This is a genomic window from Sinomicrobium pectinilyticum (assembly GCF_003725735.1).
GTDB lineage: Bacteria > Bacteroidota > Bacteroidia > Flavobacteriales > Flavobacteriaceae > Sinomicrobium > Sinomicrobium pectinilyticum.
Genome location: NZ_RJTM01000002.1, coordinates 309,955 through 330,368, shown reverse-complemented (window position 1 = coordinate 330,368; position 20,414 = coordinate 309,955). Strand labels below are relative to the sequence as shown.

Here is a 20,414-nt window from a genome sequence, read left to right as displayed (position 1 = left end):
TGTAAAAATATACCTGTCTTTGCCGCCGGCCCGGTATATCGTATTCCTGGCCGGAGAATGCGGGGCCGTTTTTTGCCATTTAATGGATTGCGTATATGCCGAACCCGGATGGGTTTGCCGCTTAAGCAATTGTGTATGATATCATAAACAACCGGGTAAGCGGTCAACGGAACTGCGTATGCTGCAAACCGTATCCCTTACGATTTCTTACCCGGTCCCTTAAGCCGTAGACGCAACACTGTTAGTCGCTTAAACAATTACGGGGATTTCACAGGCAACCCGGTAAGCAGTCAACGGAATTGTGTAAGCCGCAAACGGAATCCCTCAGGCCGCAGACACAGCCCGGTTAGCCGCCTGAGCAATTGCGTATGATTTCACAGGCAACAGGATAAGCGGACAACGGAACTCTGTATACGGTAAACCGGACTCTTTACGATTTCATACCCGTTCCCTTGAACCGTAAATGTAACCCGATTAGCTGCTTAAGCAGTTGTATATGATTTCATAAGCAATCCGGTAAGCGGTAAAAGGGAACAGGTAAACCGGATACCGGACCCGGTCCGGCATATACGCAATGCCTTAAATGACTGTTTTTCGGGTTTTAAAACGGAAAGACATGCGCTTATTATGAGTATCCCGGTTTTCCAAAGATAGGCGGAATATTGAAAACCTGTCCGTACCTGGTGAGGTAGCAAGGGAAGTACCATTCGTACAATTCAAATTGTCAGGTCCTAAAAAAGTGTCGGAAGCTAAGGGGCGCAAGGAGTTCGAAGAACACATCTTCATTTTTAGCGGACATTAGTGTATTTTTACATAATTAAAAAATGTCATGAAATTTAAAACGGACCCATTTGTGCCTGCCCTGGTATTGATTGTTATCCTTGCCTACTTTTTCCCCGAAGCAGGAATCGAAGGGAGTGTTGTTCCGCTAAAGGCCATAAGCAGCATAGGGATATCCCTTATCTTCTTTTTCTACGGGTTGAAACTCAGTCCGGACAAGATTAAAAGGGGATTAAACAACTGGAAACTGCACCTGGTGGTACAATTGTCCACTTTTGTCCTGTTTCCCCTGCTCGTACTGCCTTTTTATCCTCTTATGCGCAATGCCGAACAGCATACATTGTGGCTTGCTGTTTTTTTCCTGGCATCACTTCCTTCTACCGTCTCTTCGTCCGTAGTCATGGTATCTATGGCAAAAGGTAATATTCCCGCAGCGATTTTCAATGCCAGCCTATCCGGAATTATCGGAATCCTTCTCACTCCTCTATGGGTAACACCTTTCCTCGGACAAACGAACACCAATATGGATTTCGGGCATATATATACGCAACTGGCACTGGAAGTGATTATGCCGGTAATCCTGGGGATCTTACTCCAGCCCCTGGGCGGAAAGATCGCCAACCGGTATAGCAGACAACTCAGCTTTTTTGACAAAAGTATCATCCTGCTTATCGTTTATAAAAGCTTTGCAGCATCCTTCCACTCCGGGATCTTCAGCCAGATACAGTGGCACGATATACTGCTCCTGACCGGTATTGTGCTTTCCCTTTTCTTTACGGCTTACGGACTTATCTACATTATCTCCGGAATGCTTCGCTTTAACCGCGAAGACCGTATTACCGCACTTTTCTGCGGGTCCAAGAAATCGCTTGTGCACGGTACCGTCATGTCCAAGGTATTGTTTTACAAAATGAGTACCGCCGGGATCATTTTACTCCCGCTTATGTTTTACCACGGCCTGCAGATACTCCTTATAAGTATCATTGCTTCCAGACTGGCCGGAAAGGCCCCGGCGGAAAAACAAAAAGATCAGTAAAAGACTGCAAAAAAACCTTCCGATAGCATCCGGAATAAAATGCACATCGGGGGTATTCCGGACCTATGGGAAATACTTTCCGCCACCGGGAAGAACGATTAATAATTTTCTTTCATTAAAATTACGTTATTTTCCGGTTAATTTTTTAGTATTAATTCGTCGTGAAAATGCTCAAATGGACCTAAAACACAAGGAAATACATTCATTTTGCGCATTTAATCCCGTGTATAACACACTTTATCGATAATATCTCACGTTTGCGACAATCAAAAAAAAATGTTAATTTTAACAAGTACTTTTGTGAGAAGGTGACAATCATAGGTCAAAAACAAATCCATTAAAAGATTAAACATGAAAACAAATTTCCTCCTGTTATCCGTTTTTTTCACAGCTACTTTTGGCGCGGCCGCACAGGGCCTGCCCGAAAACCCGGACCCAGGTAAATGCTATGTAAAATGTATTACCAAAGATGAGTTTGAAGAAGTGGAAGAAACGGTAGAGATCCATCCTGCTTATACCAAGCTCGAAGTGGTCCCCGCTACATACAAAACCGTTGAAGAACGCGTACTGGTCAAGGAAGCCAGTAAAAAACTGGTATATGTTCCTGCCGTATATGAAACCGTTGAAGTTCCGTATATCAAAAAGGAAGGAAGGACCGACCTGGAAATTGTACCTGCTTCCTTCGGGGATGACACCAGAACTTTTGAAGTCTATCCCCAGACTTCCGGATGGGAATACCAGACCCTGGAAGATTGCCCTTCATCAAACAAAGAAGATTGTATCACTGCCTGTTTTGTCGAATATCCCGCTCAAAGTCAGGATGTAGCTATCACAACATTGGTTAAAGATGCGGGAACAACCAATATCCCGGTTTCGGAAGAAAATGCTACATATACCAAGAAAGTGATCAAGGAACCCGCTCGAATGGACGAAGTGGAAATACCTGCCGAATATACAACCATCACAAGACAGGTTGTGGAAACACCCGCAACAACTACAAAGGTTACCGTTCCTGCCGAATATACTACGGTTACCAAAACCGTACTGAAGAAAAAAGGCGGTATTACCACCTGGGAAGAAATTGACTGTAAACTGCTCAATCCTACCATACTTCCCATATTCTATGAATATAACAGTGCCCGGCTCACTCCTGATTCCAAAAGGATCATTGACGAAAGATTGCTTCCTATCCTGAAAGAAAAGAATGTAAGCATAGAATTAATGTCCCATACCGACTCCAGGGGTAACGATGATTACAACATGGCCCTGTCCCAGCAACGTGCCGAGTCCGTAGTAAATTATCTGGTCAGCAAAGGTATTTCCAGAAGCAGGCTTATCGCCAAAGGATACGGCGAAACCCGACTGGTAAACCGTTGCTCCAATGGTGTGGAATGTTCTGAAGCCGAACATCAGAAAAACCGAAGAACAGAATTCCGTATATTGGGGAACTAGTTAAAGAGGATCTTCATAACATAACCGAAAGACTGTCTGAAAAGACGGTCTTTTTTTATTACCGGCCCGCACGCCATGTGTTCATGCGGGTTACAACCTTCATATAAACTGTGTGAGACAAAGCCAAAGGATTGCCTAAACATCATCAGGTTATACCGGTCCCCAACAAAAGGACCCGGATTTATTTTTAGCGGACACTAATAATCAAATGAAAGACAATAATAAAAGGAGACTATGATCCCAGAATATTCGTTTCTACCGGAGGATAATCACCTTATAAACGGCGGTATCTTTAGTAATCTCTATGCCATAGGTATCTTTTAACTGGTCTTTCATAAGATCGAAAAAGCGGTATTGCAGCTTCCAGTCGCGCAGCACATGATCTTCATAAGAACTTACCACAGGAATCCCCAGGACACTGCCGAGTTCGGTAAGAAAGGTCCCGAAAGTAACATTATCTGCCTGGATATGCATATCGTCCACCAGGAACCTGGGGGAATCCCTTCCCCAATCCAGTTGATCGGCATCCCATAACCCGGACGGATCGTTGACCTTCAATCGGTATACCTCTCCTTCCTTATTGAGTACATGCTCGGAAATACCGGATTTGTCATAAACGTGTTTCAATATTTGTTCCGGATCATTTTTCCATATCCCGGTCAGGGCATAAACTTCCGTAAAGTTGTTCTTATCTTCACGGATTTCTACCTGAATTGCCGATACTTTTTTCAGTAAAGCTACCAGTTCATTCGTCTTTCCTCCGAAATAAGTATATTCACCCTTCTCATACACCTGGCTTTGTCCGGACTTCTCTCCGGAGATAAAGACTTCTACGGGTTGTTCCGGACGGTGCATCACCGAAGACCTTTCTTCCCGGTCCGTTTCCCCGGTAACATCCACTATATCCGAAAAACGCTTCCCTCCCCTGTGGCGGTTGCGTTTTATAAAAGACCGTAACCTGTTCTCAGTAAGGTCTGCAGGATGCCCCTTCCATACAATCTCCCCTCTGCCATCATACAGCACACCATACGGGAGGGCGGTAATACCGTGTTTCAGAAAGGTTTCGCCGTCCTTATCCAGCGCAATGGCCAGCCGGGAAGGATGCTTGGGCATAAAACGCGTTACCACGTCTTTCGATTCTTTAGTCAGGGAGATGGCATAAAAATCATCCGGAAATTGCTTCTGCAGTGTTTCCACATATTTACTGACATGGATACAGGGCTTGCACCAGGTAGCCCAGAAATCGATAAATACCAGTTTCCCATCTTCCGGTTCCGCAAGCCTTGAAGCCTGCACGAATTCGCTCACTTTTACCTGGCCGTACACATGCCCTGCCAGGCAAAGAAAAAGGGATATAAAAATGTACTTTATTTTCTCTTCCATAGGAGTTCCGGATACAAATCTCTTCATCCGAAACAAATATAAGCTTTCGGAAGGGTTTGCTTTCCTAAATTATTAAGTCTTTAACTTTTATATCATCGCCATTTCCATGAGGTTGCACCAAACACTTTGTAATAAAACGGCAGATAAACCGGGAATATTACAGTGTTCCGTTAAAATTACCGCACGTCCCACCCGGGAAAACAAAAAATTACATAACTTTCCATACAAATCACTTTTAAAATAACCAGCCTGCCTATGTCCCGCAAAATATTTCCATTCCTTTTCACTCTTGTTTTCACGCTCTCGGGGTGCGGTGCCTCCAAGGGCATCAGGGTTAAAAAATATTTCGACGACGATTTTTTTGACCGTCAGTTTACGGGTTTTGCGCTTTACGATCCGGGCAAGGACAAAATGATATATGCCTGCCAGGCTGACAAATATTTTACCCCCGCTTCCAATACCAAGATATTTACCCTCTATGCCGGGCTGCAACTTCTTTCCGATTCCGTACCCGCCCTTCACTATTCGAAAACTGCCGACACTTTATATATAGAAGGTACAGGAAACCCTCTTTTTTTGCACCCGTATTTTAAGGACCGGGCGGTTCTCGATTTTCTGAAAGAATGTGAAGAACCGGTAGCTTTATCTTCAGGTAACTTCCATGACGACCGGTTTGGCCCCGGATGGTCCTGGGGCGATTATCCGTATTACTATTCTCCCGAAAGAGATGCATTTCCCGTCTACGGCAATGTAGTAACGGTTTATAAAAGCCGGGGAAAAATAAAAACCGTTCCGGAGTATTTCAAAGATGCCGTGAAAGTCCAGGCAGATATACTACGGCCACGGGACCTGCGCCGGAACATCTTTCACGTACCACAAAATCTGAGGGATACACTGGAAATACCTTTTATACTGAGCCCGGAACTCACATGTCAGTTATTGTCCGACACCCTGAAAAAGAAAATTTATACTACGCAGACCGCACTTCCCCGCACTAAAAAAACGCTTTACAGCAGTATTGCTTCCGACAGCCTTTATCAAAGAATGATGTATGTGAGTGATAATTTCCTGGCTGAACAGATACTGCTTATGTCTGCCGCTGCCGTATCGGACAGCCTGGACAGTAAAAAGGCAATAGACCATATCCTGGAGAGGTTTCTGCCGGGCATTCCGCAAAAGCCCCGGTGGGTAGACGGTTCCGGGCTTTCCAGGTACAACCTGTTTACCCCCGAGTCCATAGTGTATGTACTTAACAGATTGTATCATGAACAACCGAAAGAAAGGTTATTCCGCATTTTTGCCGCAGGCGGACAATCCGGGACATTAAAAGGGTTTTACAAAGGTAAAAACGGTATTCCCTACCTCTATGCCAAATCCGGTACATTAAGCAATAATCACAATCTCAGCGGGTATTTAATTACCTCATCCGGAAACGTCTTGATCTTCAGTTATATGAACAATCACTATATGCACCCCACGGGGGAAGTCAAAAAACGGATGGAAACCCTGTTACGCCATATACGGGACCATTATTAAAAACATGTTTCTTTAATCGCCCCTCTTCATCCGCTACCGTATTTAACTCCTTCGGCCGGGGCTGTTTTTGTTTTGCCTGTTTTGACCCGTCAGCAGCACTTCTTCGCCATGAATAGCCGTGGTTTCCCGAAAAATCACATCAGCAACTGCTTTAATTTATTAATTTTACCTCATGAGAAAGCTTATTCTACCTTTAATATATGTTTTTGTTGTTGGCTGTACTCCGAACTACGGGCAACTCAGGCTCCTTACCAGGTTACCTAAAGAGTTAAAAGAAAACTCCGGGATAGAAATCATTGCATGCGACAGTACAATATGGGCCGTCAATGATTCGGGGAACAAAGATCATATTTACCAGGTAGGTTTTGACGGAAAAATGCGAAGGGAAATCAAGCTAAAAAAAGCAGGGAATACGGACTGGGAAGAAATTACGAAAGACAATGACAACAACCTGTACATCGGCGATTTCGGCAACAATAACAATAAACGAAAAGACCTCACTATCTATAAAATCCCCGATCCCGCTACGGTTAAAGGAGAAGAGGTCGAGGCAGAAAAAATAACATTTCATTACCCGGAACAAAAAGACTTTCCCCCCAAAGCAAAGCATAAATATTATGATGCGGAGGCTTTCTTTTTTCTGAACGGCTATTTTTACGTGTTCACAAAAAACCGGTCCACCCCCTTTGACGGCCTTTCTTTTCTATACAGGGTCCCGGCCCGCAAGGGGCACCACAAGGCCGAGCTCATAGACAAATACACCTTCTGTACGGATAAAGAAGGGTGCAGGGTAACAGCCGCCGCCATTTCTCCGGACGAAAAGACCGTGGCATTATTGGGGCATGACAAGGTATGGCTATTCTCGGGCTTTACAGATGACAACTTCTTTCGTGTGGGCACCAGAGAAGTCGTGGAACTCGGCCATTCTTCCCAAAAGGAAGGACTGTGCTTTACGGACAACCATACCCTGCTCATCAGCGATGAGGCCAGCGGCAGCTCGGGAAGGAACCTTTATGAGCTTAAACTGGATGATATCAAAAATTAAATCCTAATCCGAATACGAAACGGTTACTGTCTTTGGAGTTGAAATACGAAACATTGGCCGTGAACATGTTAATGGCATTGAGATATAGCCCTCCCCCTACGGAGTTGTGCCATTTGCCCGAATTATCATCTGCTATCCATACTCTTCCGTAATCAAACCCACCGTATGTTCCGAATGTCATAGGGAAAAGTCCGGTACGGAACTGTGCCAGGGTAAACCTCAGGTCGTTGTTGTTATAAAAAGATGTCCGCCCTATAAACCGCTGGTTGCGGAACCCCCGTAGTCCGTCCATACCTCCGATACCGGCCCCCTGGTAAAATTCGAATTCATTTCCCGTATTAAACCTGGCCTTGAATTTGGTGGCATACACTATTTTGCCCCTGGTATCGACATTGACCGTAAAACGCACCTGCGGAATGATATACAGGAAATCCCTGCTATTGGCCAGGTTGGTCTTATACCCGGCGGTAAAGTCGAACTGCATGCCCAGTGTCGGCAGGGAGCTACTGTCAAAATTGGAATACCCATAGGTCACTTCCGCCCCCAGGAACTTTTGCCATTCAAAAATATCGGCATTCACTGCCGCTTCATTGATATATCTTCCGGAAGTTTCCTCTATTTCTATCATTTCGAAAAGCGGCCCTATTTTAAAGTACCCGCCCAGGTAGCCTTCCCACGCCAGTTTTGGAGACAGCCCGAAACTACTCATCCTTACACGGTTATAATCCATGTCCCGCTCTTTTTGCGGGTTTTCGCTTTCGTTACCATAGCCAAAATAATTCACTGCAAAAAGAGGACTGGTAAAAAAAGCATCGGCAGCAAAGCGCCAGTTATTCGTTACGTTCAGTATTTCCCCCGAATAGCCCAGGTCAAATCCTTTGGTGGCAAAATAATACCCTCCTTTTATACTGTGTTTCTGGGTATAGGGATCCTGTCGCAGGCCCTTACCGATAAAAGTGTATTTGAGCCCGAGTTTTACCCCGTCATCCGGGTTAAATCCGAAATCCGGGAAAAGCTGCCCTACATTGGTTTTTACTTTCTTGGGGTCGTAGGTGTTCAGGTCATAGTTATCGGAAAGCCTTGGTGTTACCGGCGATTCCAGGGTGATTTTCTTGGACTTGTAATCGTAAATTTTTATCTTTTTACGGTTGTCTATTTTATAGGTATCATTGTTTTGTCCCCCGATGATCTTTATCGGGATCAGCGCATTCCCTTCCCCGATAACCTCAAAAACATCTTTATCATCCAGGCCGTACAACCATATTTCTCCGGTTTCTTCACGGTTAAAGGTAACATCTGTGAATTTTTCTTTCTTTTCTCCCTGGATAATACGATAGGCTTCAACCCTGGTCATACCATTTTTTTCACGGGTAATTACAAAATAATCGTCCTTATCCGTACCATATACAACGGGATTCTTTTTCAGTAAATAATAATATTCTTCAGCTATCTGAGGCAGAAATTCTTTTCGTTGCAAAAGCACGGACTTTACTTTTTCTATTATTTTACGGTCCAGCTCTTTCGGAAGATAGGAAAAGGCCCTCTCTACCGTTTCTTCATCGATATGCTGCATTATATAATCCGCCTCTTCCTGCCAATCCCGAAGCGTATGGGCATTAAGAACGGCCATATCCAGCGGAAAGGGCTCTGCATTGAACCATTTCAGGCTTCGTATTTCCGGGGTATAGTTTTGCATCATCCGCACTCCCGGGATCATCCTGGTCACCAGTTTCAGGAACGGCCCGTCGAAATCGGAGAACACCTGGTCCCGGTCTCTCGGTACCGGTTTGTAAAGCATTTTTCCATTCTCCTCTCCTGCCTCGGCCCAGCGCCACTGGTCACCATGCCTGTCCCAGTCTCCCAGGAGCATGTCGAACAACCTGGAACGTATGTAAAGGCGTTCATCTGTCGTATTTTCGTCCCTTCGCCTTAATTTTTTCAACATATCCGTAGTGCTGAGTATCTTATCAGAATAACCAAAACCGGCTACATCTCCATGATTGTCCGTTACACGTTCCTCGATGAGGTACAAAGCGTCCCCATACCTGTCGTTATAACGTCCGAGGGCTTTTTGTTTCGGTATATAATACAATTCGGGATTGGCGTGCAACACGCCTACGACATCGGACAACTCTCCTACGGTAAGCGCGGCATAAGGGAAAGCGGTGGTATAAAAATCCATAACCAGCGCTTCGGTATAGGAGTCTTCCAGGTCGTCCTGTATATACTGGTCCTTAAATGCCACGGATTGTAAAAAACGGAGAGCCCCTTTACGTACTTCCCGCATCATATACTGTTTTCCTTCCTTATTTTCCATACGAAGGGAATTGGTCTGGTGGCCTCCTCCGGCCCGTATGGGAGTTAATCCGCCGTAAAGCGTATCCAGGGACACTGTCCGGGCTTCTATGCGTTTACCATATTCCTTCCGGTAATGTTTTCCCCATATGGCGGAATATATGCTTCCCTTGCGCACTTCATTTTCTTCATATATTCCGGCTCTTACCGTTTCGGGGAAATCGCGGGGGAAGTCCCGCTGCAAAGTATCCGAAGATCCCCGCATGACTTCTGTCCGGAACAGCGGATCTGTAAAATCATTTTCCTGGCCGTAGAATTCCGCAACGGCGCTTCCGTCTCTTAACACGGTCATTTTCACATACCCCTGTCCTCCATAGGAAAAAACCCCATCCTTTTTAATGCTGGAAGGCGCTATTTTAGATCCGGAGCCACTTATTATCAGCGGAATATTACGGCTCACGGCATACTGAAGATTATGCTCATGCCCGGAGACGAATACTACATTGTCGGTTTGCTGGGCCAGGGTAAACAACCGGTCCGTCAGTTCCCGGTAGGGTTTGCTCTGAATATCCTGCGGAGAAATACCACTGGTCTTGCGGATAAAGTTCAGCAACGAACCTATTATTGGCAGCGGGATGGTATTTCTGACAGGGTACAAATGCTTATCCGGAGAAAACTGTCCGCCATGTCCACCATTACTCAACAAAGGATGGTGCATAGCTATCAATAATATTTTTCCCTGTGATTTATTGATATAACTTTCAACTTCTTCGAAAAACTGTTCCCGGGTTTTGATATCACAGTCATCATTCATCGTGGGATGTTTGTCCCAGTCTTCGATAAACCATTGGGAATCTATCAGCAAAAGGTCTACCTCATCATTGATCTTTTCTCTTTCCAACGGGCAGCCGTCTTCCGGAAGGAACGAGTTCTTCCCGAGAATGTTATCCACGTGTTTTTCCTGGCGTCTTAATCCTTTCAACCCATCGGAATACCAATCGTGATTACCGGGTATGAAAATGGTCCTTCCCTTGATTTTTTTTCCTATTTCCGCCTGGATATCTATACGGTATTCGGCCAGTTCCCTGCCTTCTTCCTCCTTGTCGGGCATTCCGGACGGATAAATATTGTCCCCGAGAAAAACAACCGTACTGTTTTTTGTCGCCTTTTCCATTTCTTTTTCGAAAGCCCGTAAGGCTACGGACTTTTCTCCCATCAGGGAATTTCCGGCATCTCCTATAAAATAAAAGGTATGGGACACATCGGCCGGATCGGGGGCAGTTGTACTTTTCGTCCCTGTTTTATACCGGGGCTTATATGTTGCACAGGAGTATCCGATAGCTGCAATTATACACAGCAAAGCAATCTTTTTAATTTTTATCATAACAATAAAAACACTAATTTTAATTTTTAACTAATTTAGGTAAATTATGGATACCATTCTCCGGCAGGTTGAGGATTACGTACTAAAAATAATGAGCGAACAGCTCCCTAATCATTACTTCTATCATAACTATACTCATACGCAACGGGTTGTTAAACATATCAATGAACTAATAGCTGCAGAAAACCTGGATGAAAAGGAAAGTGAAATCGTTAGGATAGCAGGGTGGTTCCACGATGTAGGGTATATCAAAAATCCTAAAGACCACGAATTGGAAAGCGCCGGGATCGCGGAAGATTTTCTCCGGGAAAGAAATTATCCGGAAGACCGCATTGCCATCGTAAAAGAATGTATACTGATTACCAAAAAGTACGGCAAGCCTTCCGGCATACTGCAAAAAATCATCTGCGACGCTGACTTCTCACATTTTGCCTCCACAAACTATATGGAGATATCCGACCTGTTACGGGAAGAACTCCGCCTGTTACACGGGCAGACTTATACGGATATCGAATGGGTGGAAACCAATATCCATATGTTCGAGGAGCACCATAAATTTTACACTGCACACGCCATTGCCACCTGGCAGCCACAAAAGAGCAAAAACCTGCTGAAACTTAAAAAGAACCTTACGAAACTCCTGGAGAAAAAGGATAAGGAGAGGTTGAAAAAGGCTGACTTCAAACGTAAAAAGAAAAAAGCGGAAACCCCGGAAAGGGGTGTGGAGACCCTTTTCCGGGTGACCCTGAGAAATCATACCAACCTGAGTAATATTGCCGACAGCAAGGCCAATATTCTCCTTTCCGTTAATGCCATAATCATATCACTGGCCCTGTCTACCCTTATTCCGAAACTGGATAAAGCAAGTAACTCCTATTTACTTATTCCCACTATCCTCTTCGTAGGGTTCAGTGTAGCCTCTATCGCATTTTCAGTTCTGGCCACTAGGCCCAATATAACCAGCGGGAAGTTTTCCAGGGAAGATGTAAAAAACAAAAAGGTCAACCTGCTGTTCTTCGGCAATTTTCATAAAATGAGCCTTGACGAATACGAAGATGCCATGAAAGATGTACGGGAGGACAAGGAATACCTGTACAACTCCCTGACCAAAGACCTGTATTACCTGGGTAAGGTACTGGATAAAAAATACCGTTTACTGCGCATTACATATACCATATTCCTCATCGGGATCATCGTATCGGTACTGGCTTTCGGTATTGCTACCTACTATGTTAATTACGGTTACTAAACGGTACCATCCGGACCCTGTCAGGAAGCTATCTCTTTCATCAGGTCCTCATAGGTATACACCCGGGCGTCTTCTTTTCCTCTCTTGTAAAGGACTTCCACCCTCAGTGCCTTGAGTCCTGTTACCCCTTGAAGTTCTTCCAGTTCGAGAATTTCCACATTTTCGCCGAAATATTTCTTGGCCTGGAGGAAACGGATATATCTCAGGTATTCTTCTTCATCCTTACTGCCGGAATACACGATGGCTATCTTTCCTTTCTGGGTTACCCTGTCTTCCGAATCCCGGATCAATGCCTTGTCCAGGCGTTTCTTGATGATCTCATAACGGGCATTGTAGGTCCCGTCCACATCAAACTGCTTTTCATCCATACGGAAGCGGATGGAAAGCGGGGAATTGTATACCAGGAGCAGCGAAGCTACATCGAGTTTTATCGGAAGTTCCTTTTGCAGGGTATAGTATTCGTTCTCCATTTCCCACATGATCTGCAACTGCCACAACCTGAGGTTATACAGGTAGATGTCATTGTACCCCCGTCTGTGGGCGATTGAAGCCCCTATATACATATTATGCTCCACTCCGTCGGTTTTATACCGTTCGAAGTAATGGGGGAACATTCTCTGTGCTTCTTCCTGTTTTCTGTCCAGTACGGAGGCCAGTTTTTTGTTGATGAGATTTACCGATTCATCATAATTTTTCCTGTGATCGTATATCGCTTCATGCACCGGATCGAGACTGTTAAGATATTCATCAATGGCCTCTGCAATACCTGTATTAAGGCTTTTCAGGTGATCAAAGAAAGGGTGTATCTCTTCTTTGAGGAAATCGAGTACATTCTGTTCGCTCCCTGCATTCAGCACTTGCAGTATTTCCTGCAAATGCTGGTTCAGCCGGAAACTGATCTCTTCATAGATAGGCAGGTGTTCAGTTTCTATGGCACTTTCCAGTATCTTACTTACGTGAGACAACTGAATGATAAGGTCTTTTCGGATGGCTTCGTTCCTCGCCCTTGACGAATCTTTTATATCTATCTGTCCGTAAAGGGGGTATACATTATTAAACACAATTTCCCGGAGAGAAGCCGTTATACCTCCGGCCTGTCTTTTCAGATAATGGTGTACCTCTTTTTCAAACTTCCACTTTACACTGGGATGGATGGAAGTATATTCCTGTTGTATAATGGCCTCCACCTGATTGGCCTCTTCTGTTTTTGCCCTTGAAATGGCAGTGATCAGGTAAGGCATGATGTCTTCCAGTTTTTGTGCATTGACACTGTTCAGTTCCAGGGCCCGGGGCGACCCGAGTTCCATGATCCCGTAGAGCGACCTGTCATCTGCCACTATCGGGGCAAATATTACACTCTTAACTCCCTGTTTCTTCAGGTTTTTGAAGGAAGCATCCTTTTCATTTTTTTCATAATACTTATCCACATCAGCTATGGCAAAGTATTTTTTCTCCCGCAGTAACTTTTTGCATGAAAACCTGCACAGGGCAACATCACCGGAAATCTCCGTTTCCTCTCCCATAATGAAACTGTGCATTTCCTTGTCCGGACTGCGTTCGAACTTTTCTTCATCGGTATTGTAGGCACAGAAACCGACGGTGAGATCGGGAATGCCGTAAAGGGAACTGAATATCTTCCGGAAATCATCGATAAATCCTTCCTTATTATCGGTATGGATGCCGAGCAGGGTGGTTTTCAGGTCCGAGATAACATTATCGACAGTAGCATCGTACATATTGCATATACCAAAACCTTTGAGTATCCAGCTTTGGGGAGGGAATTTTTCTTTCCACAACTTCAGGTCATCGAAGTTGTTAAGCAGTTCCTCTATATCTTCTTCCGTAATTTCCCCGGCGTTCTCCGTAGGGAAAATATCCATATAATCCGCATTGTACAACACGCGGTAGTGCCTCATAATATTATTGGCATCCGGGATGTCATAAAAAACGGGTCGCTGAAAATTGACATTTATATTATAGTAGAATTTAAGGATAACCGTACATGCCATGATATACTTGTTCTCCTCGCTCATATTCCGCAGTTTGAGGTCGAAACCTTCACCCGCTTCCCTTACGATCTTCTTAAAGCGCTCCGTAGCATTGAAAATCAGGTTTTCAAAAGGTATGGCCGCTATCTTGATTTCGTTATTCGTAAGTGCGGGAGAAAAGGTATCGCGGAGCAACATATTTATGATATCCGCATATTTGTCCAGAAGTTTTTCGTCGGTAAAACCTTCGCGCAATTCCGGATAAGGCTTCTGGACTTCCAGTATTTTCCTGGCTTTCATAGCGACGAATTCATCATCGCTACGGGCTTGTTCCTCATAGAAATCCAACAAACTATGGAAACTTATCTTTACTGAAAAAGGTGAATCTTTAACCTGGCTTCTCATAACGCAAATTTACTAAATTTATTGTTTCAACCATCACTATCCCCTTATATTCCCTTAATGTCCACATTTTACATATTATTCATATTCAGCTTATTATTAAGTATTTGGCACCGCTTTCAAAAACTAATTGTATTCGAGTTAAAATATGCGTTAAATCGACCGTCCGGAAAACAGCTATGCCAAAGAGTTTATTAACTTTGTAAAAAAATCTTATGATAGAGAATATAAAAGCCGAGATTGCCCCCCTGCGAAACCAGCTTCTGCACCACTCGCTTTACAACAATATCAATCAACCGGATGACCTGAGACTTTTTTTGGAATATCATGTATTTGCCGTCTGGGATTTCATGTCGTTATTAAAAGCCTTACAACAAAAACTGACCTGTACCACGACACCGTGGATACCTACCGGTGCCCCGGAGTTGCGCTACCTCGTCAACGAGATCGTTCTGGCGGAAGAAACAGATATCAATAAGGAAGGAAAACACCAGAGCCACTACGAAATGTACCTGGAAGCCATGAAAGAATGCCAGGCGGATACATCCAGAATAGAAAATTTCATAGCCGACCTGCTATCCCTGAAAAACATACTGGTAGACATAAAACTCAGTGAACTGCCCCAGGCCGTAAAGGATTTTCTCAATTTTACTTTTTTCCTCATCGAAGAGGGCAAACCTCATAAGATAGCCTCTGCCTTTACTTTTGGGAGAGAAGATCTGATACCGGAAATGTTTACGGCCATCTTACGGGAAATGCAACGGAATTTCCCCGAATTCGGGATAAACAAACTGGTGTATTATTTCGGGCGCCACATTGAACTGGACCAGGATGAACACGGCCCTATGGCACTTCGTATGGTAGATGAACTCTGCGAAGACAACGAGCAGAAGTGGAAAGAAGCCGGTGAAGCCGCATCAACAGCCCTTCAAATGCGTATCGCCTTATGGGATACCATTGAAGAAGAAATTATAAAAGCCAGGGAAAATTCACTGGCTTAGAATGTGCCGATTAGCAAATTTGATAATGAATCAATTACAAGCCTCTACCATAATCTTCCATTACCAAATTTGCTAATTGTCCCATTAATTAATCAGCACATTGACTCAGGATTCCGGAGCAAGTTCCAGCTCCAGTCCGTCCATATCTTCGGTAATGGGTAACTGACATCCCAGACGACTGTTGTCCTTTACATGAAATGCCTCAAAAAGCATTGCCTCTTCATCGGGCCCCATTTCGGGCAGGGAATGTCCGGAAAGGACATAACACTGACAGGAAGCGCACATGGCCATCCCGCCGCAGGTACCTTCTACCGGCAGTTCATATGCTTTGCACAATTCCATGATGTTCATGGCCATATCGGTAGGTGCATCCAGTTCATGTACCACACCTTCCCTGTCTTTGATCTTAATCTTTATATCGGACATTACTCGTAATTTCAAAAATGCAAATTTATGAAATAAGCGGCTAAGTCACCGGATTTAAAAACAATGATTTTGTTATATCCGGAAGTACTTGTCTGCCTTAGGCCGAAATATCCGCACCTACCCCCTGTTTCCTCAGTTTTTATCACCTTTCAGTATCAAATAATACGGAATAATTGCACTGGAAAACCGGGCAGTCCCGCGTCTATGTCCTTTGTATGGGAATGATTATGCAGACGAGGTATGTTGTTATTTTTTAAACTTCAGGACCTTCCCGGTGTTGTTGTGATCTTCAGAAGTAATCCTGTCTTCCGTAATATTCCCTGATTCCACGGATATGGTACCGTTTTCCTTACCGGATATTTTCAGCGATGTTTTATGTTCCGCGTTGACTTTTACCTCCCGGAGTTGTATGTTTTTCCCATTATGAATCGTTAACGGCACTCCTTCTTTATTTGTAACGGTAACATTTTTTAGGGAAAGGTTATCCGTATCGATCATGGTAATACCGTTTCGTGTTTCGAAGTAAGCATTTTCCAGGTGTACATTCTTCAGTTTCATTTCGGGTAGTCCCATGAAGAAGGCCGCTGTTTCCGAGTTTACCGCAGTGATATTCTTCATGTAGATATCCCGAAATACCGGCGTTTCCTCGGTCACCGGTTCCCGATTCCCGTCCCGGGCTTCTGTTTCCGCATCCTGGTCTTCTTCCAGCAAAGGGGAATTGCCTCCGTAGAACATGTTGAACCGGATAGTCTCGGTGGGAATGTCTTTCATATCGATACCGGAGATATAGATATTCTCCACAATACCTCCCCGTCCGCGTGTACTTTTAAAACGCAGCCCCACATCCGTACCGATAAAAGTACAATTGCTCACATGGACATTACGCACGCCGCCTGACATCTCACTTCCTATGACAAAGCCCCCGTGCCCGTGGTATACGACATTGTTTTTAACAATGACATTTTCGGTTGCAATGCCGCGATCCCTGCCATCCTTATCTTTCCCCGACTTAAAACAGATAGCATCATCTCCAACGTCAAAGGAGTTGTTATAGATAACCACATTTTTACAGGATTCCAGGTCCAGTCCGTCCCCGTTTTGAGAATACCAGGGGTTCCTTACGGTAAGATTGCGTAAGGTGAGATCTTCGCACATCAGCGGATGCAGGTTCCACGCCGGTGAATTCTGAAAGGTAGGCCCGTCCAGCAATACCTTTTTACATCCTACGAGACTTACCATCACGGGGCGCAGATAATCCTTCACTGTTTCAAACCCGGCCTTGCTTTTAAAATCCGGTACATTAAAATTATTTTTACTGTCCCCTCTTTTCGACTTTTCGGAAGGGTACCATATTTTACCGTCATCGCTGAGCACACCGCCGGATTTTATTTTTTTCTTCCATTGGGCTGCAGTCATTTTACCCGACTTTACCGGTCTCCAGGCATCTCCGTTACCGTCGAATATACCTTTTCCCGTAATGGCTATATTTTCCAGGTTCCGTCCGTTGATCGGCGATTGGCATCTGTAAGTGTTGAGCCCTTCAAAACTGGTATTTACCAGCGGGTAATCATCAAAATCATCACTGAAGATTACCAGTGCTCCTTCTTCCGCATGCAGTTCCACATTACTTTTAAGCGTTATCGGGCCGGTAAGCCACATTCCGCGGGGAATAACCACCGTGCCGCCTCCTTTTTCGGACACATGGCCGATAGCATTGGTGAATGCCCTGGTATTTTTTACGACCCCGCCGCTTTCGGCTCCGAAAAACTCAATACTGACTTTGTAATCCGGAAAACGGGGCTCTTTTACTTCGGACATTTTAAATTCTATACCGGAATAGATATCCGTGTCCCCTGCGCTCTGGGCAAATGTTTTATTTGCGACGGCCAATATAACTGCCGGCACCAAAAAGAGTACCGGTAACTTCGTTCGGTTTATGCTAAACATTGTTATATAATAAAGTTTTGGTTTTTAGTTCTGTTTACAATTTTATTTTTTCCGGGTTCCAGTCATCTTCCCCTTTTAATATGTTTTCTACAGTATAATTTTCCACCTCCGTATCGGATAACTGACAGGACCACGGTACTCTCTCTTCCGTATTTGCTCCGGGACCCATAGAATTGTACTCGGCATAAAATGCCGTCAGTTGCGTTTCCGGCTTGTCCCAGTTATGCCAGCCTTCTGGCTTTACATGTTTACTGAGGTAGCAGTTGATAAAAACCGTTTTGGCATACGGGCGCCAGGGCCTTCCCAGATAGAAAGTACTGTTCCCCCTCCCGGTGATTCTGCAGTTGAGAAATACAAAACCGTATTCGGATTCTTCCGGAGTAGAGGCAGCAGTGACATAGCCTTTTCCTTTACAGTTTATCACACAACTCTCAAAAACCGCCGTAGACCAGCCGAATATAAAATCGACAGTCCCTTCGATGTAACAGTTTTTATAGTATTGCCTGCTTTTTTTACCGTGCAGATAAAGCGTATCCTGGTTGCCCAGAAACTTACAATTTTCAAAAATGGCCCTGTCACCTTCTATCCGTATGGCTACGGCCTGCCCCACGTGTCCGGCGCTATTCCGGAATGTGATATTTTTGGCTTTGAAATCATCTGCAAAAACAAAAAAGGAAGAAGAGCCTGAAGTTCCTATTTCCTCTCCGAAAATGTTCTTTTTGGATGCGTAATCATCATAGGTGAGGATAGTGTATGTCATACTCTCTCCTATAAAAGTAACATTGGTCTTGGAGGCCGGTAAGACGAGTTTTTCTTTATACTCGCCATTCTTTATCAATATCTTTGTTTCCTTCTTCCTGTAATCCGGTACGGCATTTATGGCCTCTCTTACCGTTTTAAAATCCCCGCCCCCGTTTTTATCCACCACGAAATCAAATTCCTTGTCATTCGAAGCCTGGATTGCGCAAAAAAACCCAAACAATAACAAAACTGTGGTGAGCCTGTACTTCATTTTGAAAGAATTCATTATATTTAGAAAATTTTTGTAATCGATTACACTAAATTATGTCTTTTCGCAATATACACAAACTTTTTTTGCTGATGATTTAAAAAAAAGTGACCGGTACGATACCCGGACGGAAATGTAAATACGAGAAGACCACGGCCCCCGGCTGTCAATTAACTTTTTTTATGCATCTTTGTCCTGATAATAAGCTGTCAATTAGGTAAGAACGGGCATATAGATTAAGATAACAAAACCGATGAACAAGGTTACCATTTACGATATTTCCAAAAAACTCAATATCAGTGCGGCCACAGTTTCCAGGGCACTGAATAACAATCCGAAGATAAGTCTTAAAACGCGGGAACTGGTTATGAAGACTGCCGCGGAAATGAATTACGAGCAGAATACACTGGCCCTGGCCCTTAAAAGCGGGAAGAGCAATACGGTGGGGATACTCGTACCTTATATGGACCGGAGTTTCTTTTCCTCCGTAATCCGCGGTATCGAAGAAGAGCTGTATCCGCACGGATATCATGTTATTATATGCCAGACCCGCGACGATGCCAAAAGTGAGGTCCAGAACATCAATACACTGCTCAATGCCCAGGTTGACGGTATTTTCATGTCCGTTTCCAAAACGACCAAAGACACTTTGCATATAGACCGCGTGTTGCAAAAGGGAATCCCCCTCATATTCTTTGACCGTAAAAAAAACCTGCCCGGGGTTAGTTCTGTTACTATCGATGACTTCAACGGGGCATATATGTCTGTGGAACATCTTATCCGGCAGGGGTGTAAACGCATAGCCCATTTTATGGGGAATATAAACCTGGAAATCTATAAAGACCGCTATAATGGTTACCTGAAGGCGCTGACCGATTATAACCTCCCTTACAGCAAAGACTATATAGTCCAGACTAACAGTAAGGTGGAATCGGGTACTGCTGCGGTTAAAAAACTCATGAAACTTCCGGAACCACCGGATGCCATCTTCTCTTCCAGTGACTTTACGGCCCTCGGTGCTGTACAGGAACTAAAAAAAACCGGCATAAGAGTACCGGAAGATATATGTATTTCCGGCTTCAGTAACGAATCTTTTACCCAGTACACGGAACCTACCATGACAACCGTAGACCAAACCCCCATTAAGATGGGAAAGATGTCCGCACGGGTCTTTCTTGAACAGATAGACGAGGAAATATCGGTTGCCATCGAAAAGAAAGTGGTCCTTTCTCCCCAGCTTATTATCCGGGATTCTTCCAACCGGACAGGCAGGGAATAACAGGGCACCTTTAAACAATCAAGCCCGAGGCAAGGCAAATGATACCTGCAGAATGCTTAAACGGACCTTTCCGCAGCAAAATATGATTAGCATGCTGAAATAAGCCAGAGGCAACCACTAAAACAGCATAGCTTTTCCAATTCATCCCACTTCTTTTAGAGTTTAGGTTTTTTAATTTACAAACACAAGGCACAATTGAACC

Annotated in this window: 13 protein-coding genes; 7 read left to right on the top strand and 6 right to left on the bottom strand. The window is 44.3% G+C overall.

The features are described from left to right. Positions 1-829 precede the first annotated feature (829 nt). Both ED312_RS01325 and ED312_RS01320 read left to right on the top strand, forming a co-directional pair. On the top strand, positions 830-1,816 hold the full coding sequence (locus tag ED312_RS01325) for a bile acid:sodium symporter family protein (RefSeq protein ID WP_123214175.1): 987 nt from the start codon (positions 830-832) through the stop codon (positions 1,814-1,816). 351 nt (positions 1,817-2,167) lie between these two features. Further along, positions 2,168-3,268, top strand: coding sequence for an OmpA family protein (locus ED312_RS01320; protein WP_123214174.1), 1,101 nt, complete (start codon positions 2,168-2,170; stop codon positions 3,266-3,268). 255 nt (positions 3,269-3,523) lie between these two features. Here ED312_RS01320 and ED312_RS01315 read toward each other — a convergent pair whose 3' ends face one another. Continuing rightward, complete coding sequence (locus ED312_RS01315; RefSeq protein WP_123214173.1) at positions 3,524-4,678, bottom strand: TlpA family protein disulfide reductase; 1,155 nt, start codon at positions 4,676-4,678, stop codon at positions 3,524-3,526. A gap of 228 nt (positions 4,679-4,906) precedes the next feature. Between ED312_RS01315 and ED312_RS01310 the strand changes: the two genes are divergently transcribed. Both ED312_RS01310 and ED312_RS01305 read left to right on the top strand, forming a co-directional pair. After that, the gene (locus tag ED312_RS01310) at positions 4,907-6,187 is read left to right on the top strand and encodes a D-alanyl-D-alanine carboxypeptidase (RefSeq protein WP_123214172.1); all 1,281 of its coding nucleotides are present in this window, start codon (positions 4,907-4,909) and stop codon (positions 6,185-6,187) included. Between the two features lie 172 nt (positions 6,188-6,359). After that, on the top strand, positions 6,360-7,232 hold the full coding sequence (locus tag ED312_RS01305; protein WP_123214171.1) for a hypothetical protein: 873 nt from the start codon (positions 6,360-6,362) through the stop codon (positions 7,230-7,232). On the opposite strand, the gene ED312_RS01300 is transcribed toward ED312_RS01305, so the two are convergent. Continuing rightward, complete coding sequence (locus tag ED312_RS01300) at positions 7,222-10,887, bottom strand: metallophosphoesterase (RefSeq protein WP_170164422.1); 3,666 nt, start codon at positions 10,885-10,887, stop codon at positions 7,222-7,224. The genes ED312_RS01305 and ED312_RS01300 overlap by 11 nt on opposite strands. Positions 10,888-10,957: 70 nt before the next feature. Between ED312_RS01300 and ED312_RS01295 the strand changes: the two genes are divergently transcribed. Next, positions 10,958-12,160 carry a Pycsar system effector family protein gene (locus ED312_RS01295; RefSeq protein WP_123214169.1) on the top strand — a complete coding sequence of 401 codons (1,203 nt, stop codon included), beginning with the start codon at positions 10,958-10,960 and terminating at the stop codon, positions 12,158-12,160. Positions 12,161-12,180: 20 nt separating this feature from the next. Here ED312_RS01295 and ED312_RS01290 read toward each other — a convergent pair whose 3' ends face one another. After that, positions 12,181-14,553 (bottom strand): GAF domain-containing protein, encoded by a 2,373-nt coding sequence (locus ED312_RS01290; protein ID WP_123214168.1) that lies wholly within the window; start codon positions 14,551-14,553, stop codon positions 12,181-12,183. A gap of 212 nt (positions 14,554-14,765) precedes the next feature. Between ED312_RS01290 and ED312_RS01285 the strand changes: the two genes are divergently transcribed. After that, the gene (locus tag ED312_RS01285) at positions 14,766-15,551 is read left to right on the top strand and encodes a DUF3050 domain-containing protein (RefSeq protein ID WP_123214167.1); all 786 of its coding nucleotides are present in this window, start codon (positions 14,766-14,768) and stop codon (positions 15,549-15,551) included. Positions 15,552-15,656: 105 nt separating this feature from the next. On the opposite strand, the gene ED312_RS01280 is transcribed toward ED312_RS01285, so the two are convergent. The 3 genes from ED312_RS01280 to ED312_RS01270 all read right to left on the bottom strand — a co-directional run bounded on the left by ED312_RS01280 (position 15,657) and on the right by ED312_RS01270 (position 18,951). Next, positions 15,657-15,977 carry a 2Fe-2S iron-sulfur cluster-binding family protein gene (locus tag ED312_RS01280; protein WP_123214166.1) on the bottom strand — a complete coding sequence of 107 codons (321 nt, stop codon included), beginning with the start codon at positions 15,975-15,977 and terminating at the stop codon, positions 15,657-15,659. A gap of 246 nt (positions 15,978-16,223) precedes the next feature. Next, entirely contained in the window at positions 16,224-17,924 is a 1,701-nt protein-coding gene (locus ED312_RS01275) for a glycoside hydrolase family 28 protein (RefSeq protein ID WP_123214165.1), read from the bottom strand. Positions 17,925-17,958: 34 nt separating this feature from the next. Next, entirely contained in the window at positions 17,959-18,951 is a 993-nt protein-coding gene (locus tag ED312_RS01270) for a pectinesterase family protein (RefSeq protein WP_206363187.1), read from the bottom strand. Positions 18,952-19,186: 235 nt separating this feature from the next. On the opposite strand from ED312_RS01270, the gene ED312_RS01265 reads away from it, so the two are divergent. After that, a complete protein-coding gene (locus ED312_RS01265) occupies positions 19,187-20,212 on the top strand; it encodes a LacI family DNA-binding transcriptional regulator (RefSeq protein ID WP_123214164.1) in 1,026 nt (341 codons plus the stop codon). The last annotated feature ends 202 nt before the right edge of the window (positions 20,213-20,414 follow it).

Excerpts from the sequence above, each read along its gene's own strand:
- ED312_RS01290 (WP_123214168.1), bottom strand. The coding sequence starts at position 14,553 with ATGAGAAGCCAGGTTAAAGATTCACCTTTTTCAGTAAAGATAAGTTTC.
- ED312_RS01275 (WP_123214165.1), bottom strand. The coding sequence starts at position 17,924 with ATGTTTAGCATAAACCGAACGAAGTTACCGGTACTCTTTTTGGTGCCG.
- ED312_RS01265 (WP_123214164.1), top strand. The coding sequence starts at position 19,187 with ATGAACAAGGTTACCATTTACGATATTTCCAAAAAACTCAATATCAGT.
- ED312_RS01280 (WP_123214166.1), bottom strand. The coding sequence starts at position 15,977 with ATGTCCGATATAAAGATTAAGATCAAAGACAGGGAAGGTGTGGTACAT.
- ED312_RS01325 (WP_123214175.1), top strand. The coding sequence starts at position 830 with ATGAAATTTAAAACGGACCCATTTGTGCCTGCCCTGGTATTGATTGTT.
- ED312_RS01270 (WP_206363187.1), bottom strand. The coding sequence starts at position 18,951 with ATGAATTCTTTCAAAATGAAGTACAGGCTCACCACAGTTTTGTTATTG.
- ED312_RS01320 (WP_123214174.1), top strand. The coding sequence starts at position 2,168 with ATGAAAACAAATTTCCTCCTGTTATCCGTTTTTTTCACAGCTACTTTT.
- ED312_RS01315 (WP_123214173.1), bottom strand. The coding sequence starts at position 4,678 with ATGAAGAGATTTGTATCCGGAACTCCTATGGAAGAGAAAATAAAGTAC.
- ED312_RS01310 (WP_123214172.1), top strand. The coding sequence starts at position 4,907 with ATGTCCCGCAAAATATTTCCATTCCTTTTCACTCTTGTTTTCACGCTC.
- ED312_RS01305 (WP_123214171.1), top strand. The coding sequence starts at position 6,360 with ATGAGAAAGCTTATTCTACCTTTAATATATGTTTTTGTTGTTGGCTGT.
- ED312_RS01285 (WP_123214167.1), top strand. The coding sequence starts at position 14,766 with ATGATAGAGAATATAAAAGCCGAGATTGCCCCCCTGCGAAACCAGCTT.
- ED312_RS01295 (WP_123214169.1), top strand. The coding sequence starts at position 10,958 with ATGGATACCATTCTCCGGCAGGTTGAGGATTACGTACTAAAAATAATG.